The sequence below is a fragment of the Desulfamplus magnetovallimortis genome, assembly GCF_900170035.1.
GTDB classification, from domain to species: Bacteria; Desulfobacterota; Desulfobacteria; order Desulfobacterales; family Desulfobacteraceae; genus Desulfamplus; species Desulfamplus magnetovallimortis.
In genome coordinates, this window is the sequence record NZ_LT828552.1 from 23,642 (window position 1) to 49,607 (window position 25,966).

Below are 25,966 nucleotides of genomic sequence, written 5' to 3' on the forward strand. Positions count from 1 at the left end.
TAAATCATCTTTAGTTTATTCAACAATGGAGGGAGTATGAAGGTTATAAAGATAGGTGGAGGCTGTTTAAAGGGAGAATCCGTTGTATCAAGTATTGTCGAGCTTGTTGCGGCAAGGGGGAAAGGCCATATTTTTGTTCTGTCGGCATTTTCCGGCATTACAGACAAGCTTGTCTCCGGCATAGAAATGGCACTGCATGACGAAGAGCATATTCCATCCATCATAAATGAAATCCGCCAGGAACACCTTTTCATGGCAAGGGTACTCATAAAATCGGAAATTGCTTTTAAAAGCCTGAAGCAGGAGTTAGACAACCATTTTCTCAAACTTGAACGATACTACTACGGCATTAACTTTACAAGGGAAGCAACTCCAAGAATGCAGGATATTATTATGAGCTATGGAGAACGCCTTTCTGTAATACTCATGGCAAGGGTTATGGAAAGCCGTGGTGAAAATGCAGGTTTCATAATGCCCCAGGATGCAGGAGTAATAACAGATGGACGTTTCGCAGATGCAACAGCCAACATGCCCCTTACAACTTCCAACCTTGAGAATAAGATTCGACCTCTGATGACTTCCAAACCTGGGTTCATGCTCTTTTTCCCTGGTTTTTTTGGTGTAAGCGAATCAGGGGAAATTACCACATTCGGCAGGGGTGGCAGTGACTACTCTGCGGCAGTTGTAGCTGCTGCATTAAAGGCCGAAATTCTGGAGATATGGAAAGATACTGAAGGCTTCATGACAGCAGATCCATCTGTTGTTCCTGATGCACGCCTCATTTCTCTTCTGAGCTACGAAGAGGCGTCGGAGCTTGCTTACTCCGGTGCATCCATTCTGCACCCCCGCACTGTTGAGCCTGTCAGAAAATCTGACATAAACATTGCCATAAAAAACACATTGAATCCTGACGGAGATGGAAGTCTTATAACTGAAAAATCTGTCACAGCAAAGAATATAATAAAAAGCATATCCCATACAAAAGACATTGGAATTTTAAAGGTATATGCTTCCGGTGTCGGACTTCGCCAGGGAATTCTTGCCAAAATTGCAGGCAGCCTCTCTGATGCCGGAATCAACATAAAGTCGGTTGTCACTTCCCAGACATGCATAAGCCTTCTGTTTTCTAAAATGGATGTGGAAAATGCCCACAATGTTATAGAATCCATAACACCAAGGCTCTACAGGGAGTCGGAAACAGTCACAAATTGTGCATTAATAAGTGTGGTGGGAGATGGTCTGCACAAGCACAGGGGAATTGCAGCCCGATGCTTTACAGCAGTTTCAGATGCAAATGTCAATATTGAAATGATCTCTTTTGGGCCTTCAAAGGCTGCTCTCTATTTTCTGGTCAATCAGGGTGATCTTGAAAAGACACTGAATGCTCTCCATGGTTATTTCGTATAACGTACATGGCTGATGACCGCCACAATCGAAGGGATGAAAGTCTTTATGAAAACAGCCATTTGCGGGGACTTTCATATAACGTACATGGCTGATGACCGCCACAATCGAAAAGATGAAAGTCTTTATGAAAACAGCCATTTGCGGGGACTTTCATATAAAACGTACTCAAAAAAGACACCTATTATTTTTTAACCTTGTCAATAGTATCTGAATCAGGATGCCCAGGATAACCAGGATTTACAGGATAAAAATCCTGAACATCCTGATTCAGACAAATGCAATAAATGCCAGAAAAGCCAACAAGATCTCGGTTTTGAGAACGTACATGAGGGGATATCCGCCACAATCCAAGCGATGAAAGTCCTTTTAAAAAACAGGCTATTACCAAGATTTTCCAATATATGCACTCACCTGCTCAATGTGGGTTAAAGATAAAAAAATGCTGCATAACTTTAAAAAAATGAAATATTTTCTTAAAGTTTTTTGAAAACAAAGACGATAAAGAACACTAAAAGACCGGTATAACAAGGAGCAAACGGGCTTAACAGAATCGATTCACAAACAAAAAAAATTTTTAGTTCTAAAATGCTTTCAATATTACTAACTGCAAAAGGGCAATGAGGCCCGCTAAAGCAATTCATGGAGGATAACTATTATGGCACTTGCAATAAATACAAATGTTGCAGCACTCAATGCGCACATGAACATGAAAAAAACGGATAACGCCCTTTCCAATTCATTGGCAAGACTTTCCACAGGAATGAGAATCAACAAAGCTGCCGACGATGCATCGGGCATGGCAATCGCAGACTCCCTTAAAGCCCAGGGGCTGGGGCTGGGTCAAGCTATACGGAACGCCAACGACGGTATTAATATTGTACAGACCGCCGATGGTGCTCTTGATGAAGCGATCAATATTGTAAACACCATCAAAACAAAAGCCATCCAGGCAGCACAGGATGGCCAGACATTTGAATCAAGAAAAATCATTCAGGAAGATATTAACAAACTTCTTGAAGAGGTTGATCTTCTTGCAGACAGTACATCTTTTAATGGTAAAAAGCTTCTTTCAGGTGAATTTACCAACAAAAGTTTCCAGGTAGGTGCAAGTTCCGGAGAAACTGCGAAAATCTCCATAGGTTCAGCACAAACCAATAAGATTGGTCACGTAACAACCGCAAACCTCACAATCAACCATGAGGATAACAAGGGCCCGGGTGAGCTGACCCTCATGGTGCATAGTAATACAGAGAATAAGGATTACGAGCTTCAAACTGTAGATCTTCAGTTTAACAACTCCTCTGAAAACGGTATTGGAGCTCTTGCTGATGTTATCAACAGACTCTCGGATAAACTGGGGATAACTGCCCAGACAGTTGTTGAAACATCTTCAAGGGGTGCTTTAAAAGCAGGAGAAATCGGAAACGATTTCAAAATAAATGGTGTTGAGATCGGTGCTGTTTCAGTAAAGGCCAACGATGGCGATGGTGCACTGGCCAAGGCCATTAACGGTAAATCCGACCAGACCGGCGTCACTGCTTCTGTTGATTCAGGAGGTATTTTAACTCTCTCCAGTACTGATGGCAGAGCCATAAAGCTTGAGGGTGATGTTTCCAAAGCAATGACAAAAACTGCCGCCGAGATGTCCACCTTTGGTGAACTTCGTCTTACCCAGATGGGTTCCAACTCCCTTTTGATCAAGGATGACGAGGCAGGAGATATTACAGAAAACAAAATTGACAAATTAGGCAAAACTTTGGATGTCAGCAATGACATGTTGCTGTCTGAGGGCTCAACAATTGGATCCGGTTCTCTCCTTGCTGCAGGTACCCAGATAGGTTTCAGGCTGGAAATAGGTACAACTACAACCAAATCTGGCACAGATACAGCAGATAATGCGATCTTTACGGGTGACACCACCATGGATTTTGATTCCACAGTTACGGCTGGTTCAACCATTGGATCAGGAAGTGTAATTGCTGCTGGGACAACCGTTGGTGGTATTGGAGCAATAAAGGGTAATGGGACAACAGCTACTTTAGAACTTGATAAAGATGCTGTTATCGCAAAAGGAAGTACATTAGAATCTGGCTCAGTCCTTGCTGCTGGTACTGTACTTACTACAGATATCGTTAATTCAAGTGGTACTACTATAAGTGCAGGAACTACCTTAAGTGTTAAAACTACAATTAAGGGAGACACTTTACTTCAGGAAGATATGCTTATAAAAGGTAGTACTGTAAATAAAAGTGAGCTCGCGTCTGGCACAATCATTGCGGCAGGAACAACTATCAACAATGAATTCAAAGTTGTAGGTTCTGATGGAATGAAGGTTTCTGAAGATTTTACTTTAAAAGCTGACTCCAACATTAAATCAGGAACGACCCTTGCTGCTGGATCAACCCTTGGAGCAACAGTCAAAATGCATCTGGCGTCGGATGGTTACACTAATACAGGTATTGGGACCACTGACACAGACACTATCATTGCAGCCGGATCAAAGCTTGCTTCAAGTACCCAGCTGGAAGTTGGCTCCACAATCGGCGGTAAAATGGAGCTGGCCCTTGGTTCAACAGGCATGACCCTTGATGAAGACTTGATTGTAGGTGCAGGTTCTGTTATTGCAAGTGGTTCAACAATTGCGGCAGGAACTTACCTTACCACCGCAATTAATACCTCAAACGGACTTGTAGGACCTGGTGTAACCCTTGAGCAGGATGCTAAACTATCATCTGATCTATATCTTACAGAAGATATGACCCTTGCCAAAGACAGTGTTCTAATGAGCGGACAGGTAGATGGGACAGCCACAACCCTTATGGGTACAGGAGGTGGTGTAAACTCTACAATAAATCTTGAAGACACTGAAGTAACAAGACTCAGTGATATTGACGTAACCAGTCAGGAGGGTGCCCAGATTGCCATTGCGGTGGCAGACTCGGCCCTGAAGGACTACGACAAGATCAGGGCAAACCTTGGTTCCGTACAGAACCAGCTTTCTTCAACAATCAACAACATAAGTGTAACCCAGGTTAATGTTCAGGCAGCAGAGTCCTCAATCAGAGACGTTGACTTTGCAGCAGAGTCACAGACCTTCTCAAAACTGCAGATTCTTGCACAGTCCGGCTCCTATGCAATGAGCCAGGCAAATGCATCATCACAGAACGTAATGAGTCTGCTGCAGTAAACCTTTAACCCATAACTAAATTCTCCCCTTTTATCTCAATATAAAAAGGGGAGATCAAACCAAATACTTTCTTTTATATTATTCATAAGCAATCATGTATAAACGCCCTGAAATTTTTTTTCAGGGCGTTTTCTTTTTCAACACCATTAGTGTAGAATTAAAGATCTGTAAGCCTGATGCCGATGATATGGTTGTAGTGAAACTTTTTCACAGTAAATCTACAGCCGAACAAACAGTTTCGTCGTAAACATTGACGGCCTGTTTAAATCAAAAACCAACTTTACCCGGAGGATAGAAAAATGGCCACAGGAAGCATTTCAACACTTGGCCTTGGATCGGGTCTGGAACTCCAGAGTATGCTTGAACAGCTCAAGGAAGTTGATCAGCAGCCCATTGAGACCAAAAAAAACAAGGTTACAACTCTCCAGGAGAAACTTGAGGAGTTTGACTCCATCAAAGCAACTCTTCTATCCATTCGTACAAAGGCACTGGATCTCTCTCTTGGTTCAAACTTCCTTGAGACAAAAACAGGAGTTACCGGTACATCCATTGAAGCCACATCTGTTGCAGGCGCTAAAGATATGTCACACAGCGTCAATGTAACGGCACTTGCATCCTTTAGTTCATGGACATCTGAAGGTGTTGCCAGCAAAACAGGTGTTCTCACAACCGAAGATACAACATTTTCATATAGACTTGGAGAAAACGGCAGTACCATAACTCTTGATGTGGATGCAGGTACATCTCTCCAAAAGCTTGCGAATCTTATCAATGATGATGATTCAAACCCTGGGGTTACAGCATCCATTGCAGATACAGGTTTTGGGGATAACCCTTATAAACTTATTCTCAGAAGTGATGACCCCGGTGAAGAGAACCGAATATTTATAGAGACACAACTCGTTGATTCTCCACCGGAAAGCGATAATGCTGTTGCTATAAGTGCCACAGAGCCCATTGATGTTCTGGATGCATCCGGTAACAACAAGATTGTTTTTCAGGAACGCCTTGCAGATGGTTCACTTGGAGCAGAAAGAACAGCCACAATTGCAGATGGAACTTACACAAGCGGCTCTGATCTTGCTGCTGCCATTGAGAGTGCCATGGAATCTGAATCGGAAAACGGCATTAATTATACTGTCTCTTATGACAGTGACACGCAAAAATTTTCCATCAAGGAGAATGGCTCACAGCTTCATGAACTGAATATCTCCTGGGATGCAAGCAGTGCTGCCTCTGCTCTTGGATTTGACGCTCAAGAGGATGTCTATAAACCACACGCAGGTCTTAAGCTTACAGAATCCACAGGTGCTGGTTTTTTTGCTCCGGAAAGCGATAACAAAGTGAACATAAGTGCATCCGAACCTGCTGCTATATCTGCTGCAAACTCAAACAACGAAATCGTATTCAGGGAAAGATTGGCAGACGGCACTCTTGGAGCAGCAAAGACTGCCACAATAGCTGATGGCTCATACGAAAGCGGAGATGATCTTGCGGCAGCCATAAAGTCTGCAATGGAAACAGCATCAGAAAACAGTACCAAATTTTCTGTTCTTTTTAACAGCGAAACAAAAAAATTTACCATCAAGGAAGATGGCTCAAATCTGCATGAGCTGCAAATCGAATGGGCCAACAGTAACGCAGCATCAACACTTGGATTTGACTCGGAAACAGACACATATAAGCCCTACGACTCTTCTCTTAATGCAAGATTTTCTGTTGACAATATAGCTTACCAGCGTCAATCAAACGATGGCATTACTGATGTCATTCAGGGAATCACATTAGATCTCAAAGAGACAGGAATATCAACTATAGGAGTTGATTCCGACTTTGAAAAAGTTGAAACCATGCTCCAGGAGGTCATTGACTCAATCAACACCTTAAGAACCGATCTCACTGAAAAAAGCAGGTATGATGTTGACAAAGAGGAAAAAGGGATTTTGTTTGGAGAGATGGCCATAACAAGAATTGATGATGAACTTAAAAATTTCATGGAGCAGAATCTGAATATTGATGGTGCAGTTACAAGCATGTATGATCTTGGGCTTACCATTGACTCTGATGGCATACTATCAATTGACAGCGACAAATTCAGGGACGTTCTTTCGTCAAATGCAGAAGATGTTATAAAGTTTTTCACAGGGGATTCTGAAAATGGAGTAGAAGGTTTTGGAGACATGCTTTACGACAAAATGAGGTCATATACAGCGGCTGACGGCCTGTTAGTTGCAAAAAGAGACTCCACCCAGACACTTATAGGCAAACTTGAAGAGCAGATTGAAAAAGATACCGCATTGCTTAACAAAAGATATGACACAATGACCACCCGTTTTGTTGAGCTGGACTCCTATATGAGGCAGATGCAGTCCGAGGCATCTTTTCTGGATCAGGTTTTCAATACAAACAAAAAGGATGATTGATCATTATGGCAAATTCAATGAAACAATACATTAAAGAGATGAAGGATATACAGGAGCGCCATATTGCCATTCTTGGTGACCCTGCATTAATCAATGTACCACTTGATATGAATACCATGCTTTTTGAAAGAAAACGTGCCTTTGAAAATCTCAGAAATTCAATTTCAATGACACCTGCTTCCTCCCGCAATCCTTTTAGAAATGATATAAATAATATACTTGAAAAAAATGAACAGCTCACACTTATAATTGACAAAAAAAAACAGGAACTCTCTGCAATGCTCAGTCGCAATGCAAAGGGGAAGAAGGTTCTCAATGGATACCGTCATGGCAACCCGAAAGCATCGCGTTTCATGAATACGTCAGGATGAAGTATTTCCCGTTTTATAATATCTCCCACCAAAAAAAACTTAATAATAACCATGGATATGCCGACAAATATTATTACATCGGGAGAAAATATTGACAGGAAGTAATACACAAGAAAGAAAATTCAATCACAGTACTATGGAGGTTTAAAATGAGACAACCTGCTGGAATGCAAAAATACATGAACAACCACTATGATGGGATGACTCCGGAACAACTGATACTAATGCTTTACAAAGGTGCTCTGCAACGCCTTCAACTTGTAAAACAGGCTATTGAAGAAAAAAATATTCAGAAACGTGGAGAAAACTTGAGTAAAGTCATAGCAATAATATCAGAGTTAAACTCTTCATTGAATACCGACGGAAAGGATGACAGTATTAAATTTCTGGGTGGACTCTATATGGCAATGCTGGTTGAACTCCCAAAGGTATCCATTAACAACGATATTGAGACAATTGAGAGGACAGCCCGCTACATTGAAAAACTCAAAGAGATCTGGGAAACAAGTGTCATGAGCAAGGCATCTGTTAATGCTGCCGCAAAATATCCTTCACAGGCAGCCTACCCGCGTCAGCAAAAAGCTGCATCAAAATCATTTACCAATAATTATGGAAACCAAACCCAGGCAAGATTAAACGCTTTTGCTGTATAAAAATATTTCATTGAGTAGAAAATCTGTTGACAACTCACTTTAAAACAGATGATTATAGAATCAATGTTATGACAGTTTTAACACATTACACTATCAAATTTAACACATTACACTATGAAAATTTCACAAAAACTTATATATCAGCAAGATGAATAAGATCAAAAGATGACAATCAAGGAGGATTAATCATGAACATTAACACTATCAGGTCGTCTGACAGCATGGATGCACTGTCTCCCATGAGAACGACCTTAAAAACTCAGGAAAACAAAAATGATAATGCTCATCTTAATGAGTCAGATCAGATGTCTGCCAATAAGAAAAAAAACCTTGATAATGAGACTCTCCTGAAAAAGGAAGATGAAAAAAAGGAAAAATCTACATCTTCCATGGAAGAGCTTAAAAATATGGTTACCGAGCTTAACGATTACATGGATAACCTTAAGACAAGCCTGGGCTTTTCTGTAAGCAAGGATCCTGATAACCAGGTCATTTTCCAGATAAGAAACAGGGAGACAAATGAAGTAATAAAGCAGATTCCTGCTGAAGAGATCCAGACAATTAAAAAGAAAATGACTGAATTGACTGGAATGCTGTTGGATCAACGTGCATAAAAATTTTTAATACAGTTTACATGCGGATGATTAACCTTGAGGATCTTATTTAGAATATTTCCATCTAAGGATCGAAAGTATTTTAAAACACAGTTATTTACACAGATATTCATATGTAATGTACATGACTGATGACCGCCACAATCGAAAAGATGAAAGTCGTTTTAAAAACAGGATGTTACCGAGACTTTCATATAACGGCCACGGCAAACATATTTGCCACAACGAAGCATGAAAGCCCTGAAAAACCTTTAACCACGGGGACTTTCATATAACGGCCATGGCAGAACTCTCTGCCACAACGAAGCATGAAAGCCCTTAAAAAACCTTGAACTACGGGGACTTTCTTATAAAAAGAAGATGTGAAAGGCCTAACCCTATATAGTGATGTGGAGAGATAGACCATGGAAGCGGCTGTAGAAGAAAAATTTGGATACCTTGAATCACTTCTGGGAAATTACATTGTATCATCTGATGTAAGATTGACCCGTATTGAAAAAGAGGTGTCCGAGCTTACCAGGGGTATGCAGGCATTTACATATAAACTACAGGCAGATACAGAAAAATTCAAGCAGGAGATCCGTTCAGACACTCGTCTTCTTAAAGAAGAAATGAAAGACTTTAAAGATGAAATGAAAGACTTTAAAGATGAAATGAAAGACTTTAAAGATGAAATGAAAGACTTTAAAGATGAAATGAAAGACTTTAAAGACGAAATGAAAGACTTTAAAGACGAAATGAAAGACTTTAAAGATGAAATGAAAGACTTTAAAGATGAGATGAAAGACTTTAAAGATGAGATGAAAGACTTTAAAGACGGAGTGGAAACCTTCAAGGATGAGATGACACTCTTTAAAAGCGGAATGGAAACCTTTAAGGATGACATGACGGTATTTAAAGAGGGGATGGAAACTTTCAAGGTTGAAATAAAGGGGTTCGAAACACGATCAGAAAAAGACCGGCAAGCCATGAACAAAAAATGGGGAGAGCTTGCCAACAAAATGGGCACCATTGTGGAAGATATTGTAGCACCCTCCATTCCTGATATTGCACGGCAATATTTTGGCATAGATGAACTTGACTCCTTCAGCGTCCGCGCCATGAGAAAAAGCATGGATCGAAGCCAGAGGCGTGAATTTGATGTCCTTGCCGAAGGGGGACACTGTTTTTTTGTAATTGAAACAAAAGCCACCCCAAGAACAGAATATCTTCAGGACTTTGTTAAACTTGTACCTTCCCTCAACACATGGTTTCCGGAGCTTCAAGAAAAAAAACTTATTCCTATTTTCGCCTCTCTCTATATTCCTGAAAACAGCATTGCATTTTTAACCAAAAATCGTATATTTGCATTGGCCATGAAAGGGGATACAATGGATATCCTCAATCCCCAGCTACTCCCCTGCTCCCCCTCCACATATGCAATTTCATAAAATTACCTGTTAGTTTAAGTACATAGAGCAATATTTCTTCAGGTGAAACATCCTATAAACCAGGAAGCAATCTATACCACTTATCCCCGAGTGTATCTCTCCTCCATTGACTTTAATATATTGTGCTGGTGAGAATAGCATGAGTTTGAAAGCACAAACTGAACAGCCTCGCCACTTTTTCGATTAATGACAATGGGCCCCATAAGATTAGCTGTTATTTTCTTCTCTTCTCCTTCCCCGAAAATATTGACCACCACATATATCTGAAAGTCATCCCTTTCAACCCCATGCCAGTTGCGAATTGTAATAATTGCATCAAGATCAGGATCATAGTCGGGCATAAAATAGTAGGGATTCATCATAACAAGATTAAGATTAGGATCCTGAATGCACTGTAACCAGCAGAAAGGTGCTGTTTCAGGTCGTTCCAGCACAACAAAAAGATCAAATCCAGGAAAACCTGGCAAGCCCTCGGGCATGGTCAGAATCTGATCATCATCAATTTCAATGTCACCGAATTTTCTGGTCTTAATCTTCACGTCTATCCACTCCCTGTTTACTGATATATTTCTTTTTGATGAAATCAACGACATCCGCTATATCTGCGACATTTTTAGATGCAGATTCAATATTCTCCTTCTGCACCTGCTCCAAAACTTCCATTCTCAATATTGTAATCTCTCTTGGAGCATCAATCCCGATCTTTACACTGCTCCCATCAACTTCAAGAATCTTGATAACAATATTTTCTCCTATCTTGATTTTTTCTTCAACTTTACGAGTCAAAACAAGCATGGGAAACTATCCTTTACATATAATCCATAAGACTTACGTTCATAATTTTGGAAGTGGAGCCCAAAGCTGCCTCATAGGCAGACTGGATGGACTGCAAATTCATGATTGCTTCCACAATATCGGCATCTTCAATACTTGAGCGTCTCTCGGTGAGATTCAGGCCCATCTCTGATGTAATTGTCTTTCTCATCTCAAGGCGATTGTATTTCATGCCGGTGTCAGCCATTACAGAAGTTGTATGATCATAACTTGTGTCAAGGCGGCCAATTGTCCTCTGGATACCATCCACATCATCAGAAGCCAAATAGGTTTTAAGATCAATCAAAGTGTTGAAGATACCCCACTCAGCAGGCCTGTTGCCGGTCATGGGGGATTTTAAATCATCTTCTGCATCAAACCCTAAAATAGAACCGATGCTCTCTCCTGTTCCCCCTTCGCTTGCAGGTGCATTATCCCCTGATTGCCACAAAAGATTGAACTCCTGAAGGGTTGTACCATTCTCCTTGATGGAAAATTTTTCCATCTCCGCATCCCATGAGACAGAGTAATCTATTCTGTTACCCCTTGCAAGGGATTCTGACTCCATTGCCTTTTCAACCTCCTTTGCAAGCTCCTCATTACTGTTATAGTTTTTGGCCTTTACAGATGCTGTCAGGGTATATACAACCCTCTCGTCTCCTTCTCCGATAACTTCCTGAAAATCAAGTTTATTGTTAATTCCGGGAGCTGTGTCAATAATGAGAAGAGGCCCGGAGCCAACAGGAGCAGGAGAAAAATCATATGTCACAGGATTATCAGACAAATGGGGAGCGGAAATTACATTTTCATCCACAAACCCGATCTCATGGCCAAGGGATGTGTCACTAAGATTAGTTACAATCTCAGGATTTACTGTAAATTTTACATAATCATCTTCCTGAACACTGCTGTCAAAAGTTATGGAAAGATCTGCAAAATCATTTCCATCAAAATATATATCAAATCCATCATTTGTTCCTACTATTTTTGATGGAATTGTGCCGCCGTTGTTCTCATAAGTAAATACCTGCTCTCCGGTAACAGGATCAGGTGCTCCAATTGAAGCAGGAAGAGCAACTCCGTCTCCATTTTCAAGTGCCCAGTAATTCTGGCTTGAAGCTTCATCCCATGCCCATGTAAGCTTGAACTCCTGTGGCTCATCTCCTGTATTTATGGCATCAGTGTCATGGACAATGGTATTGATCTCATCCAGAATAATGGTTCCACCTGCGCTTATTTGGTCAACATATGCATCTTCTGTTATGGAGGCTTCGGTGTCCCACAGAAATTCAGTTGCCATATAACCATCATAGGAACCATCTTCCATTATGGAAAACAGCTTTGTATCTTCATTATACTTTACCTCATAGGTGACTCCGTAACCATCTTCAGCAGAAGCCCTGTTTAATTCGTTACGTATGGCTGTCTGAAGGCTCTCCCTGTTATACTGCCCCTCAGGAATAACCGCTGTCACCATCTTCTCGTAATCAGGCCCATGACCTGGATCTTCCATAAAATATATGGTGTTGTTGGTGCTGTTAATGGCAACCTCATCCTGCCAGAAAACTTCCGAACCAACTCGGCCAACAGGAATCTCAGCACTTTTGTCAGACCTTATTTTAAACGCTGTATCATCACCTTCGTAGGAAACCCTCTGTGGTGTCTCATCAGAATGAAACTCAAAAGGAGCCACATCAGTGCTGGTACCACTGAAAATATAATTGCCGTTAACCCTGGTATTGCCAAGAAGCAGAATCTGGTCAATCATGTTGTTGACATTTTCAATGGCATCTTTTCTGTCATCCTTGTTAATTGATGCATTGGAAAGATACTGCACACTTGTCTTTACTTCGAGAATGAGATCGCTTACGCTGTCAAGTGAACTTTCAATGCCAGATAACCAGGTTCTCCCCATCTCAACATTGGTTTCTATCTGTTCAAGATGCTTTATGTTCTCATTGAGATCAAGCACCTGCGTCATGCCGATTGGATCATCAGCAAGTGAGTTGATAACCTTCTGGGTGCTCATAACCTCATTGGCATCCTTAAGATCCTCCGTAAGGGTACCAAGCCGATAAGTTGCTGTGGCATATGTTGAAATTGTAGGCACTCTCATGGGAACCTCCTGGTTAAACATGGGAACATGTCTGTCATAATTTCATCAAACTAAACCATCTCTTCTCTCCATAACTGAAGAGGGGGGAGAATATTTCAAAAAAGTTACAATTTTACTTTAAAGCGATAATTGTGTTGAGCATCTCATCAGCAACAGATACAAGTTTTGACGCTGCTGCAAATGCATTTTGATACTCCATCAATTTAATCATCTCCTCATCAAGGGAGACAGCAGAGACAGAGTCCCGCTCTTCTGTTATGTAGTTGACCATCAGATTTGAAAATTCCCTTGCACTCTGTATATTTCTGGAGTCAACACCAAGGGAGCCAAGCATTGTGCTGTAGTAGCCATCAAGGGTGGCTGTGGTCATGCTTGATTCCGGCTCTTCTCCCCTGGAAAATGCCCACTGTTTCATACTCAGGGATTGAAACTGAAGATTGGCCATTGCAAGGGTGTTGCTGTTATCCCCTTCATGGATTTCACCGGTGTCAGGATCAATGGTTGCAGCCGCAAGAAAATTGGTATCTCTTATTGTTTCATCAAGCTCCATTGTCCAGGCACTGTCGCCCTTATAAAACGTGTTTATGCCAGCCGCAGCTATCATGCCTGAAGCATCTGAAAAGGCAAAACCTATATCATCGGCATCATGTTTTACAAGATCAAATGAAATATTTCCTGCACCTGAAGGTTTCTCTTCAAATATCAAGGATATGTCGGCAATGCCGTCACCTGAAAAATCAACACCAAATATATCATCATCTGCCCCTGCCGGAAGAAACTGTGCATTGCCGCCTGTGGGATCATTTATAATATTCCAATCCCCTGATGCTGTACGGCTGAATTGAAGTCTTGTAGCCTCGAAATCCATGGAACTCCAGTCATTTATCTTTATGGACAGATTATCCTTCTTGAATCCATTACTTTCAGAGTATGCAATATTATCTACAACATGGTATGAGTCAGATGCCCCTATAACAAGCTGATTATCCCTGTTAACAGATGCTGTCATACCCTGACCCCTGCGGTTGAACTCATCAGCAAAGGAGTCAAGTGTCCAGTGCCAGTCAGATAAAAGCTCCCCTGTGGCCTTGCCGTTGCTATTGGTTGAGACAGGTTTGCCACCTTCATCTGTGGTCACGGTAAATACATCTCCTGCAAGAAGGGTACCGCTGCTGAACATCAATGTCATGCCATCCACTTCAACCTCAACAGGAACAGATGGAGTCAAAGGCGGGTCATGCTCTTCAATCTCAAAGGAACCTGAGTTAATGCCGTTGTCCCACTCAATGGTAATAAAGGACTCATCCTTCCTGGGAAGAGTTCCGATTGTACCGCCTGAAGTTGCTTTGAAACGGTATATCTCATTCTGACTGTTGGCATTGCCCCTTATGGTAAAGTCAAGGGGATCAGGAACTCCAATATCATTTCCTGAAGAATCTGTAGTTTCGTTTACATTTATACTTAAGGTATTACCTGCTACAAGGGAGCCTGCTGAAATATCAAACTTGAGAAGCTCAAGGTTTCCACCATTAGTATCATCTATTATGGCAACTTCTTCCGCATCCTCAACAGTTATAAGACCTTTTTTGCCGGTGTAATTACCGTTGGTGTCATATTTTTCCCATAGGATAACTCCCTCATCTTCATAAAGCGATGATGTGGAAAAATTTCTCAAAGGATTGGCGGAATCCAGGATATCGTTTTCAGGGGAGTTTGTATCTTTTCCTGTTCCGGTTTTAACATTAAGAGTAGCAGAACTTGCCGGATTTCCTGCCAGATCATCGGTAAAAGCTGTAATTTCAATGGGTGTTTCAAGATCTTTATTTTTAATAATGGAAACGGAAAGTCCGTTCTGAATGATGGCATAATCATCACTGCTCACAGGTGGCGTGCTTGTAAGAGGTGGAACAGTCGTTGTTGTCAATCCTAAATAAAGTGCATCTGCAAAATCCTGATCTGTTACAGCAGCACCAGGAACGGCAACTGTTACAGCATGGGTTCCATCAATGGTAAATGTTATGGTGTCACCTGCATCAAACCCCTGAAAACCACCTTCTCCCCCAAGGGTCATTATGGAGCTTCCAAAGGTTGGGCGTCTTACTGCAAAAAGCCCGCCTGCTGCCCCGTCAACCGAAGAAGATATGGATATATCAGGATCTGTCTCTATGGTAAGGGTTCCTGTTACAACTGCTGACATATTTGGAGCCCCTCCCTCATCTACCTGAACCGCAGTTGTACCGTTGCCTGAAAATGATATAAATGCACCAGGGGCAGGGACAGGAGAAGAGATATCAAAACCCTCAAGACCTATGGTTCTACCTGAACTGCTCACCATGCGAAACTCGGTGTTGGATGCATCGGAAGAGTCATACTCAAGCCGGAGATCATCATCCCCATAAATATCATTGATAGCCTCAACTGCAGCAAGAAATGCATCTTCATACTGCTCTTGAAGACCCCCTGATGTTGAATCAACTTCAAATGTTTCATAATGGGTGATGCCATCCACATAAATCCCAAAACTCACAGTTTCACCATCAGCAGGTGGAGGTGGAGACAAAGGTGCAATACCTGTAGCTGCTGAAGCAACATCAAGAATGACACTTGTTTCTGAAGCATAGGCTGTTACTCCATCCACTTTGCTCAATGCCTCTGCAATTGATGCTGCGGACTGTTTTGCATCACCTCCTGCATACTTTATCTCCACAATCTCTTTTCCAGAGGGGCCACCTGCAATGATAATGTTCTGCTCTGCAATGGGGGCAAGAGAAGGATCCATCATAACGCTTCTTGCATCAACTGCATATCCGGAAGGAACAACACCAATTTTCTGACCGTCACTCTGGGAAACAAGGCTATTCCCAATGGTTGTGCCATCAAGGACAGTCAGTTTATAAACAGCCTCTTCAGCCAAAAGATCCGCCCCTGCCTGCCAATTGGATATTTTTGCTTCAGATATACCCATATCCATCTCAATTTTTGAGTAAACCGGATCGGCATCTGTTTTGTCCTCAATCCACATGGTAAGATTTTCAGAGTGATCAATCTTTTCTCCATAACTTAAACTTGTAAGCCATCCGCTCTCATCCACAGCATAAGTTCCTGTAATGGAATCGGAAAAATATTCAAGGCCGGCTCCAATGGAGTGCTGGTAATTAATTGCCCAGACAACCTCATGGGAAAGTTCGTCAATTTCGGCCTGGTACTTTGGGATAACCTCTTCACGCACATCAAGCCATCCGCCTATCTGGCCGCCTGTGATCTTGTCGGAAATAATCTGAGAACCACCTGCAGAGTTATGCCATGCTATCTGGTTATTCTTGACAGACAAGTCATAGGTGCTGTTTCCGTTAACAATGGGAAAACCATTTGCAACATTTACAACAACAGCGCCTGATGGCTGTTCAAATGTATCGATAGCAATAAGTTTGCCCAGTTCATCTATAAGAGCATTTCTCTGATCACGCTTGTCATTGGAAGTTCTCTGGGTCTCCTGCCCCATTATATCCTCGTTAAGCTCAGCAATATCGGCTGTTATATCGTTGATTCTGTCAACAGCATTTATAAGTTTGTTTGAGATCTCCACACCAACCCGATCAAGATAGTCATAGGCCATGGAAAAACGCTCTGCAAGCTCCTGGCCGTTTTCAAGAACAATGAGCCGCTCGGAATCATCTGCCGGGTTGTTGGAAAGATCGTTCCATGAATTCCAGAAATCAGTCATGATATTACTTATGCTGTTCTCGGAACTCTCGTTAAAATGATCTGCAATGATTCTTACGTAGTAGTCTGCCTCTTCATATCCTGCAAGGCTTGCCTTTTCTCCTGTGAGGCGGTTCTCCAGCAACTGATTGACTGACTGGGTAATCTGACTTGAGTCAACACCGCTTCCAAATAGAAACCCTGCATAAGGAACAGGCCCCTTGTTTATCTGCTCAATGGTCTGCCTGCTGTAGTCCGGATTGTTAACATTGGCAATGTTGTTACCGGTCACATTCAGGCCGTACTGATTGGCAGCCAGCGCATCCTTTGCAATATGAAGTGTTGATCCAAGTCCTGACATGATTGCACCTCCGTACAGTTATTATCGGCATCTAAAGAAGAGGCTTTATATACCCAGGAAAAAAACGCCTTAAAATCAGTAACATGGCAAAAATTCCCAATGTCATCAGGAAGTTTTTTCCCTTTAAGGCATCTTTTTTTCCTTATTGATATATAAATGCAATGGGTGTGCCAGTAATGGAAGTACTTTTTCAAATATTGGTGCGTAGAGAATGTGATTGGTGCAGAAGTGCAGCTCCTGCAAGAGAAGAGATGGTTTAATAATCCCGCGAACTAAGGACAGGGTATCGAAAAACCATGAATTATTGAAGATAACTATCTTTAATATTTAGTGCTGAACTTATTTTTTCAGCCATATCCCTGGTTAAACGTCTTTTTCCATGCTCATATTCACTTACCATGCTTTGACGGATACCAACAATGTCGGCGACCTGTTTTTGAGTTAAGCCTGCTTTTAACCTTGCAGCGACTAAAAGATTGCCTGTTCTGTTTGACTGCATTTCCTTCCAAAAATCAGTTTCTTCAACGGGAATAGAGTCTTCTGAAGAGCTTTCCGTTAAAATTTCCAAATCATATCTTTCACGTATCCAGGCAATTAACTCTTCTATTTGATCTCCCTGAATAGATAACTCAATATGGGGCTTTTTTCACGAGAGCCAACATAATATACCTCAATCAATATTTCGTCATTTTCATTAGACCAGCAAGCCACGTATCTAATATTTCATATGGTGATAATATCACTACAGAAAGTAATATACAAGTGGCTTCTCAAAAATGACACACAAGTTTTTTCCAAGCGAAAATCAAACATTGAAAAAACACTACACCCTTGCAGAAAGAAGAGATGTTGAAGCCCCCCTGCCATAGCGAGTACCATAAAATGAGGGAGTGACACCGGAAACACCCTTGTGCCCGTAAGATTTATGCGCTCTTGCACCTGTAATGGTTGACATAACCCCATCAATGACACCAAGATGCTCCTGAATGGAACGACGATTGGAAAGAGCCTGCTGCTTGAGTTCCTTCTTTTTTGCATCAAGGGCAATATTGAATTTTTCAAGTGAGGATTTGATTTTTCGATTTAACGGAAGATCACCTATAAGGCAGGAAAGACTGAAATTTCGGGCATCCATACCGTGAAAAATACCCTTTTCATCCAAATATTCAAGAAGGGATGTTCTGAGTTTCTGAATCTCAAGGGCAAGTTCTTTTTTCCGTGATGATGCTGCCCAAAGGGCATTTACATCCATTTTAACTATGTAGCTGCTCTCCAGCTCAAGAATCTTTGTAAGCTCTGAGTAGAGTTCCAGCTTTTTATTCAAAAAATTTTCGATCTCAGCAGCAAGATTTTCCATGGCAACACCTCCGTACAGTTATTATCGGCATCAATATTATCGGCATCAAAAAGATAGGCTTTACATCTTCGGGTAAAAAGTGCCTCTAAATCAACAAAACAAGAAAATTTTACCAAATAAACAGGAATTATTTTCCCTTTAAAGGCTTATCGTTCCTTTTGATTTATATAACAGCAATCGGTGTGCCATTGAGAATGGAAGTTTTTTGGGTATCTATCAGGAACCCTCAATTCTGGCAATTACCTGAACTAACTTGTCAATATCCATTACATATTCTGGCGTAATTGAGCGTTATTCCATAAAAGAAAAAGGGCAACACCATTATAGGTGTTACCCTTTTCTTGTCACCTGAAAAAAATATCTACTATAAATCAGTCAAGAGCAGTTGGGAAACAATCCTCATCAATACCATTTCCAAGAATCTCTGTGGCGTCAGGATTTATCATGGGATCCTCATCATCACAATCATATCCCTGACCAGTTCCATCCTTTGTAAAACCGTCACCATCAGCATCATTGCTGGTAGGAACAGCATTCAATACAAGCTCAAACAAAATTCTATTATCACCTGGAATTGTCACAAGTTGCATTTCTATGTTAGATAATTCAACTTTTTGCTTGGGTGATGTTGCTGTGTCCTGAATATACAATGCAGGGAGCTTTAAGGTCACATCTTCGTTGATGAAATACGGAGATGCCTTTAATTCACATGTTTCATCATCACATGTTCCATCCTTGCAAATTATTACTGTAATTTTCTTCTTTGCATAATACTGGGGAAACGTGTCAGTCCAAATCTCAAGGGTTACATCATAGGTTCCTGTATGCACATCAAGGTCTGAAATTGTCATCTCGCTGGTTGCATTACCTGCTATCGAAATAGGATCAGCTGAAGCAGTTTTCAGGGCCTCAACATCGGCATCCCAACTCCACTTATATACAAAATTGCCAGGATGTGGAGTACCTTCTACTGCCTTATTAATTGCGGTTGGATCAACATAGAAAAACAGATCCGTTCCGCTACCTGAACCAACCTTGGGAACAGTATAAGGATCTACTATCTGAGCACCACTACCACCGCTACCACCAGTTGCATCCCAAATTTCCACTGTAAAATCAAGTGCCTGGGTACCGGCACCTTCTGAAATCTTGCGAACGCATCTTACATACAGCTCGCTTGTCCTCGGTGATATACTGGTCACTCCGTCTGTCAAAGAGACAATCCATGCATTGGTATCATACAATTCAGGAATACTGGCAGACCAGTATAGACCTTCTTCACCGCTGAAATACTGTTCATTTATAGCTGGAGAATAGTCAGCATTTGATATTGACTCAAGCTCGGTAATTGTGGGCATTCTCCATGCGTGCGGCCCATTACCTCCTAAAATCAGATTATCACAATAAAAACAGGCAGAATCCCATGTATAGGCATAGGAAGGAGATGCAGCCTGCCACATCAAGCCTGTCCCTGTATCGGTGACGGTACCTGTCCCAGTGGTGTAGGGTCCATCAAGGCTACTTCCAAAATAACCGGACAATGGATGGTCTCCATCATCCACTACATCTTCACAATCTAATGCAAAAGCATTACTGCATGCAATGGATACAATAAAAAGCAATGACACAAGCACACTGATTTTACTATTCCATAAACCTAACCATTCTTTTTTCATAAGTCTCTCCCTTAAATTTAGCAGTTATTTGTTTATTATAAGAGTTATCTTAACTCTCGGTTTTTATTAATCAGAATCTTTTAATTTTATATATTATCGGCATCAGCGACTTAAAACTAAAACAGTTTTATTATTTTTTCATAGCATTGCAACAAACATTCCATTAAGACAGTCAATTTGTTAACATCATGTTCTTGTTAGCTTTTTTTATTTTCATAATTCACAAAGGTCTGCAATGAATTATAATTTTTGTTATATGAAGACTTTTTTTCGCATGGGGAAAGCATATTGATATCAGCTATGTACCGCGGGAATAACCAAAGCACAATTGGTATAACTTTTATTATAAAAATCCACTTAACAGTATATTTATCCTTATTCGTCAGGCGTTTTCCTTTATTGAATCAATATAGAGCGTATCTGGACATATATACTGCTCATGCGGCCATACAACTGTACCATGAAATGCTTTAGTCAATTTGAAATAATTTTTATCCTGAAGTTCCCTGAAAACTCCGAAATCAAGCAAATGTGTGCAGTCGTAAACCCCTTTCTCTCCATTTGCAAAAAGAGCATCAATTTATAATCATCGCCTGGTATGACTTGTTTAACTCTTGGGTTCATAGCTCTAAATATATTGGAATATCTATTCAGTTTTTTTCAGCCAATCACAACTCAATTTCCCTTCTGCCCAAAAAAATCTCCCGCTTTATAGCTCTCTCATAAACGTCTGCTTCATCATTTGTCAAATCGCCAAGTATTCCTGCAGAAGATAAAATTTTTCCCTTAACGTTCTTTTTACTTGAAGTCAAAACATCCTTTTTCATAAAATGAATCATTTTAATTATTTTCCTGATATCACCCTGATCAAGGTTTTCTAACTCATCCAAAAGCATTTGCTTATCTACACAATCGACTAACGTTATAATCTACTAACATTATTTTATTTTCAGGAAAACATTGAAGTTGAGTCAAAGCAGCTCTCATTTTAAGATTTTTGCAAAATGGATATTTTTTTCAAACGATTGCTCAAAGCAGGTTGAGAAATACCCAGCATTTTGGCAGCAACAGTCTGGTTTCCTGACGCACGTTTCATGGCTTCAAGCACAAGGTATTCTGTAGCCTTTTTTATTGTGGGCAACTCCCGTGCAAAGGGAAACGGTGCTATTTCGTCCATGTTGATATTTTCAAGGCAGGTATAAGCGCTCTGCTGCTTTTCAATGTAGTATTTAAAAACATCAAGGGAGAGTGTGCCGGACTGATAATTGCCCAGTGCATTATAGATCATTGCCCGAAGCTCCCTTATTCTGCTCAAACATTTTAAGCATTTTCTCATTGGCAGTAATTATTTCAGAAAAGGCAGGATCAACAGCAGGAGATTTTTATATTTAAACACACAACTGCCGGACATTTTTGTTTTTCCTTTATTTTTGTCTGTACATAAAAATTTAATAATAAAAGATAAAGCCTGTCAGGCTTGTAATTTACCATGGCGTTATATATCATTAAGGGAAAATCCCGAACATTGCAATCGAAACCAAAGTCAAATATTAATAATTTCTCAACTTACATTGAATTAAAAATCAAAGCAATAAATAAACACTAATTACAGTAATTCATGTAACCTCTTATCATAACCTGGAAAAATAATGGAGGAGATATGAGAAAAAGGTTAACTACATCCTCATATACATTCAGAACAATCATTGAACAAAACGGTATGTATGTGGACAAGACACGTGAAATTTACCGAATGGTCAGCAAGCTTGAGGGACAATTTTTCCTCTCCAGGCCAAGGCGTTTTGGAAAGTCTCTCACACTTTCCACCCTGGAGTCTGTCTTTAAGGGAGAGAAAGTGCTTTTCAAGGGATTGTATATTTATGATCAACCATTTGAATGGAAGCCTCACCCTATTATAAGGCTCTCCATGAATAATCTGACAGGCAACACATGTGAAGAGTTTCAGGAAAATATATGTATGGAACTCGACTGGCTGGCAAGCAAATACGGCATTGAACTTGCTGCCAAAAGACCCGCTGCAAAATTCAAGGAACTGATTCAAAAAACCAGCGACACGGGAGGAAAGGTTGTAATTCTAATTGATGAGTATGACAAGCCTATTCTGGACAACATCATTAATAAAAACGAAGTTTTATCTATCCGTACACTTCTGAAACAGTTTTACGGCATGATCAAGGCACTGGAGGAACACATCCGTTTTTCATTTATCACAGGTGTCAGTAAATTCACACATGTCTCTATATTTTCTGATCTTAACAACCTGGATGACATAACAATGATGGAGGATTACGCAACAATATGCGGTTTCACAGAAGAGGAGTGCAGGTACTATTTTGCGGAGTGGATTGACAAGTGTGCAGAAAAAAACTCCATGAGCCGAAGCCAGTATCTGGAAAAACTGCGCCTTGTCTATAATGGATTTCGATTCAGCAAAAAGCCTGTCACTGTCTATAATCCGGTATCTTTCATAAAAGCCATGGAACAGGGAGATTTCGGACATTACTGGTTTGAGACAGGAACACCTTCCTTTCTGCTGGAGCTTTTAAAAAAGGCACATGAGGAAAATTCTCAACTGACACGTCCCAATTGGACAATTGTGGATATTGACGGAATGAAGCTTATATCCGATACATTTTCCAGCTATGAGGTAGATCACATTGAAGTAGAGCCTCTTATGTTTCAAACAGGTTATGTTACCATACGTGATTATGACCCTGATTCACGGCTATATACCCTGGGCTATCCAAACGATGAGGTACGATATGCCTTTATCAAAAAACTCTCGGGTTACTTCACTCCTGTGGCTGAAGCCCGTGTTCCGTCACTAATTGAGCAACTTCGTTCAGCACTTGTGAACAACAACCTGGAGTCCGTATTTGAGATACTTACTGTTTTCTATGCACGTGTGGAAAACAGCATAAAGCTTAAGCATGAGAAATATTACCAGACAATTTTTTACATTCTCTTCACACTTCTTGGATACCGGATTCAGGTGGAGGAGAACACCAACAAGGGGCGAATGGATGCTGTGGTTAAAACCCCAAAAAGGATTTACATCTTTGAGTTCAAGCTGAATATGAGCGCCCAGGAGGCCTTACAGCAGATAAGGCAAAAGGAGTATTACCAGAAATATGCACTTGATGGCCGCCCCGTGACACTTATCGGGATTTCATTCAACAAGGATTCCGGTGAAATCAGGGAATGGAAAACAGAGGAGCTCTTTTTAAAGTGAATCCTGCAACTGCCTGTAGAGAAACTCGCCAATACCTGTTGCATTACCACTCTTTGACAGATTTTCCGTAAGATATTGATCATGAAGAGACGTATATATATCCATTCCCTGACTATCCGGAAAAAGTGAATTTCCAGGCAAGGTTGCACGCATTGACTTCATCATGCTCTGAAGAAAAATAGCCTCAAAACCCTGACACGCTTCTTTAAGCTCCTTTTTCTCTTTCTCTGTTGCAGAATCTTCCGAAGCCTTGCCATTTTTTATCTCATCAGTGCGATTTCTTACCTTGTCAGCACTGTTATTAACCCTTTGAGAAAGGTTGTCCCCATAAATCTGTGATGTCGAGGATATATCCATTTTATCACCTTGCTCCTTAAATTCTCAAAATCGACACCTATGAGCTTTTGAACTTTGTCAATACTGTCTGAATCAGGATGCCCAGGATGCTCAGGATTTACAGGATAAAAATCCTGAGCATCCTGTAAATCCTGGTTATCCTGATTCAGACAAATTCAATAAATGCCAAAAAGGTGTCGCTTTTGAGTCAATTACCCTGTTTCTTTTTATATAATTTCAATTTCAGCCTGAAGTGCCCCTGCTGCCTTGATGCTTTGAAGAATAGTAATAAGATCCCTTGGGCTTACACCTATGGAGTTAAGTCCTCTTACAAGCTCTCCAATTGTGGAACTTCCCTCCATTGTCATCACATTGACCTTCTCCTCTTCAACCTGCACTTCTGTCTGAGGAGTTGCAACAGTTGTTCCGTCTGGTGCAAGCGGAAGTGGTTGAGAGACTTCCTGATCTTTCTTTATGGTGACTGTAAGATTTCCGTGGGCAACTGCCACCGTTGATATTGTTACATTATCCCCTATCACCACAGTACCTGTCTTTTCATTGACAACAACCTTTGCCTTTGAATCGGGAATAACAACAAGGGACTCAAGATCAGCTATGAACTCAGCTACACGGCTTTCTTGCATATCCTCGGGAACATTAAGCTGAAGGGCACTGGAATCAAGCGTCTCTGCAATCCCGTCTCCCATGGAACTGTTGATGGTATCGGCGACCCTTTTGGCTGTAGTAAAATCAGGATTATAAAGGGAAAGCGTCAATGTCTTCTTGCCATCAAGCTTTACCGGAATCTCCCGCTCCACTGTTGCGCCACTGACAATTCTTGCAACCTGGAGATGATTTTTCCAGGTTCCGCCACCTGCATCCCCTGCCCCTACTCCTCCAAGTGCAACAGGACCCTGGGCAATTGCATATACCTTACCATCAACACCTTTAAGAGGTGTTAAAAGCAGAGTTCCGCCGACAAGGCTTTTTGCATCGCCAATTGAGGAGGCTATAACATCAAGCTTGTTACCAATCCTTGCAAAGGGAGGAATGTTGGCTGTCACCATAACAGCGGCAATATTTTTAACATTCAATGCATTTTTATCAACATTGATGCCCATTCGCTCCATCATGTTTGCAAGGGCCTGTGTTGTAAAATCAGAACCTGATTTATCACCAGTGCCATTAAGGCCAACAATAAGACCATAACCTGTAAGCTGATTGACCCTAATACCCTTGATGGCGGCAATGTCTTTTATCCTTGCGCCGTTTACATTGCCGGCAACAATACACAAAATTGCCAAAGTCAAAAAACATAAAGCAAAGAATCTATAAAATCTAAAAGTCATTTTAGGGCACATGGCCAATCCTCCTTTTCAAGATTCATAATTTTTTTTAAAATGGCCACAGATTATCAAACAATCTTGTACCCCAACCCTGTTGCTGTTTGTCAGCAATAACTCCATGACCAAAATACTCAATCCTGGAATCAGCAAGATATGTTGATTGCACCTTGTTGTTATCTCCAATATCCTCAGGACGAACAATACCTGAAACAACAATATACTGTACCTCCTGGTTCACCTTGATGGCACGCTTACCATATATAACATAATTTCCATTGGGAAGAATTTCGGTGATTCTGGCGGCAATGGATGCAGTTATACTGCCGTTTCTGTTGCTTTTGCCTTCACCTGTATATGCATTATCATATTTGGTGCCAACAATTTTATCTGCAAGCATTCCCTTGGTAACAGGGTTGGGAAGAGCTTCAAACTGACGCATGTAACCAAAAAAATTGGGCACACCAATGTCCATACTGGTGCTTCTTTTTGCCTCGGTACTGGCATCCATGCTTGAAGTTGCATTTTCAACAATATCAACAATTAATGTATCGCCGGGCTGCCTTGCCTTGGTATCTTCAAAAAATGGATCACTCTCCTCTGTCCATAAAGAACCTTCAGAAGGGGGAAGAGGCTCATAACGAACTTGGAGGGAAGGCTCCTCAGATATTCCTGGCGGGGTAACAGCCGATCCTGTCTCTTGCTGAACCGCTGCACAGCCGGAAAGAAAGAGAAACAACAGTACAATAGATGCAGCAGTAGAAAACTGTATGGTCTTTTTATCTGTATAATTCATTTGTACCTCCTGAATGGCAAAAAACATCAATAAAGGCATATTTCATTTATATTCAAAATCGACACCTATGATCTTGTAAGCCTTGTCAACACTGTCTGAATCAGGATTCCCAAGATTAACAAGATAAG

General features: G+C 41.0%; 20 protein-coding genes. 8 read left to right on the plus strand and 12 right to left on the minus strand.

The features are described 5' to 3' along the window. Positions 1 to 36 precede the first annotated feature (36 nt). From MTBBW1_RS18870 to MTBBW1_RS27895, 7 genes are all read left to right on the plus strand, one after another. On the plus strand, positions 37 to 1,407 hold the full coding sequence (locus MTBBW1_RS18870; protein ID WP_080805966.1) for an aspartate kinase: 1,371 nt from the start codon (positions 37 to 39) through the stop codon (positions 1,405 to 1,407). Positions 1,408 to 2,062: 655 nt separating this feature from the next. Then, positions 2,063 to 4,594 carry a flagellin N-terminal helical domain-containing protein gene (locus tag MTBBW1_RS18880; RefSeq protein WP_080805970.1) on the plus strand — a complete coding sequence of 844 codons (2,532 nt, stop codon included), beginning with the start codon at positions 2,063 to 2,065 and terminating at the stop codon, positions 4,592 to 4,594. 299 nt (positions 4,595 to 4,893) lie between these two features. Further along, positions 4,894 to 7,017, plus strand: a complete 2,124-nt coding sequence (gene fliD / locus MTBBW1_RS18885; protein ID WP_080805973.1) for a flagellar filament capping protein FliD — start codon at positions 4,894 to 4,896, stop codon at positions 7,015 to 7,017. 5 nt (positions 7,018 to 7,022) lie between these two features. After that, a complete protein-coding gene (locus MTBBW1_RS18890; RefSeq protein ID WP_080805975.1) occupies positions 7,023 to 7,388 on the plus strand; it encodes a flagellar protein FliT in 366 nt (121 codons plus the stop codon). A gap of 149 nt (positions 7,389 to 7,537) precedes the next feature. After that, positions 7,538 to 8,041 carry a flagellar export chaperone FliS gene (gene fliS / locus MTBBW1_RS18895; RefSeq protein ID WP_080805979.1) on the plus strand — a complete coding sequence of 168 codons (504 nt, stop codon included), beginning with the start codon at positions 7,538 to 7,540 and terminating at the stop codon, positions 8,039 to 8,041. Between the two features lie 188 nt (positions 8,042 to 8,229). After that, positions 8,230 to 8,655 carry a flagellar protein FlaG gene (locus MTBBW1_RS18900; protein ID WP_080805980.1) on the plus strand — a complete coding sequence of 142 codons (426 nt, stop codon included), beginning with the start codon at positions 8,230 to 8,232 and terminating at the stop codon, positions 8,653 to 8,655. Between the two features lie 404 nt (positions 8,656 to 9,059). Beyond that, a complete protein-coding gene (locus MTBBW1_RS27895; protein ID WP_087881802.1) occupies positions 9,060 to 10,085 on the plus strand; it encodes a hypothetical protein in 1,026 nt (341 codons plus the stop codon). 80 nt (positions 10,086 to 10,165) lie between these two features. Here the strand turns inward: MTBBW1_RS27895 and fliW are convergent, their stop codons facing one another. The 9 genes from fliW to MTBBW1_RS18955 all read right to left on the minus strand — a co-directional run bounded on the left by fliW (position 10,166) and on the right by MTBBW1_RS18955 (position 21,398). Beyond that, complete coding sequence (gene fliW, locus MTBBW1_RS18910) at positions 10,166 to 10,624, minus strand: flagellar assembly protein FliW (RefSeq protein WP_186441500.1); 459 nt, start codon at positions 10,622 to 10,624, stop codon at positions 10,166 to 10,168. Next, complete coding sequence (gene csrA, locus MTBBW1_RS18915; RefSeq protein WP_080805986.1) at positions 10,614 to 10,880, minus strand: carbon storage regulator CsrA; 267 nt, start codon at positions 10,878 to 10,880, stop codon at positions 10,614 to 10,616. Before csrA ends, fliW begins: the two co-directional genes overlap by 11 nt. Positions 10,881 to 10,893: 13 nt before the next feature. Continuing rightward, positions 10,894 to 13,014: a flagellar hook-associated protein FlgL gene (gene flgL / locus MTBBW1_RS18920; protein WP_186441502.1), complete on the minus strand. Its 2,121-nt coding sequence runs from the start codon at positions 13,012 to 13,014 to the stop codon at positions 10,894 to 10,896. A gap of 112 nt (positions 13,015 to 13,126) precedes the next feature. Then, the gene (gene flgK / locus MTBBW1_RS18925) at positions 13,127 to 17,077 is read right to left on the minus strand and encodes a flagellar hook-associated protein FlgK (RefSeq protein ID WP_080805990.1); all 3,951 of its coding nucleotides are present in this window, start codon (positions 17,075 to 17,077) and stop codon (positions 13,127 to 13,129) included. Positions 17,078 to 17,378: 301 nt separating this feature from the next. After that, complete coding sequence (locus MTBBW1_RS18930) at positions 17,379 to 17,645, minus strand: helix-turn-helix domain-containing protein (RefSeq protein WP_222424108.1); 267 nt, start codon at positions 17,643 to 17,645, stop codon at positions 17,379 to 17,381. Between the two features lie 255 nt (positions 17,646 to 17,900). Next, positions 17,901 to 18,434: a flagellar protein FlgN gene (locus tag MTBBW1_RS18935; RefSeq protein ID WP_080805993.1), complete on the minus strand. Its 534-nt coding sequence runs from the start codon at positions 18,432 to 18,434 to the stop codon at positions 17,901 to 17,903. Positions 18,435 to 18,805: 371 nt separating this feature from the next. Then, the gene (locus MTBBW1_RS18940) at positions 18,806 to 20,110 is read right to left on the minus strand and encodes an Lcl domain-containing protein (RefSeq protein WP_080805995.1); all 1,305 of its coding nucleotides are present in this window, start codon (positions 20,108 to 20,110) and stop codon (positions 18,806 to 18,808) included. A 668-nt stretch (positions 20,111 to 20,778) separates the two neighbouring features. Then, entirely contained in the window at positions 20,779 to 20,949 is a 171-nt protein-coding gene (locus MTBBW1_RS28525; protein ID WP_186441504.1) for a hypothetical protein, read from the minus strand. Between the two features lie 149 nt (positions 20,950 to 21,098). Next, positions 21,099 to 21,398: a helix-turn-helix domain-containing protein gene (locus MTBBW1_RS18955; protein ID WP_186441506.1), complete on the minus strand. Its 300-nt coding sequence runs from the start codon at positions 21,396 to 21,398 to the stop codon at positions 21,099 to 21,101. A 372-nt stretch (positions 21,399 to 21,770) separates the two neighbouring features. Here MTBBW1_RS18955 and MTBBW1_RS18960 point away from each other — a divergent pair, with 372 nt between their 5' ends. Next, on the plus strand, positions 21,771 to 23,363 hold the full coding sequence (locus MTBBW1_RS18960) for an AAA family ATPase (RefSeq protein ID WP_080806003.1): 1,593 nt from the start codon (positions 21,771 to 21,773) through the stop codon (positions 23,361 to 23,363). Here the strand turns inward: MTBBW1_RS18960 and MTBBW1_RS18965 are convergent. The 3 genes from MTBBW1_RS18965 to MTBBW1_RS18975 all read right to left on the minus strand — a co-directional run bounded on the left by MTBBW1_RS18965 (position 23,355) and on the right by MTBBW1_RS18975 (position 25,838). Beyond that, positions 23,355 to 23,720, minus strand: a complete 366-nt coding sequence (locus MTBBW1_RS18965) for a rod-binding protein (protein ID WP_080806005.1) — start codon at positions 23,718 to 23,720, stop codon at positions 23,355 to 23,357. The genes MTBBW1_RS18960 and MTBBW1_RS18965 overlap by 9 nt on opposite strands. A gap of 206 nt (positions 23,721 to 23,926) precedes the next feature. After that, positions 23,927 to 25,060: a flagellar basal body P-ring protein FlgI gene (locus tag MTBBW1_RS18970; RefSeq protein ID WP_087881803.1), complete on the minus strand. Its 1,134-nt coding sequence runs from the start codon at positions 25,058 to 25,060 to the stop codon at positions 23,927 to 23,929. Between the two features lie 34 nt (positions 25,061 to 25,094). After that, positions 25,095 to 25,838, minus strand: coding sequence for a flagellar basal body L-ring protein FlgH (locus MTBBW1_RS18975; protein ID WP_080806007.1), 744 nt, complete (start codon positions 25,836 to 25,838; stop codon positions 25,095 to 25,097). Positions 25,839 to 25,966 lie beyond the last annotated feature (128 nt).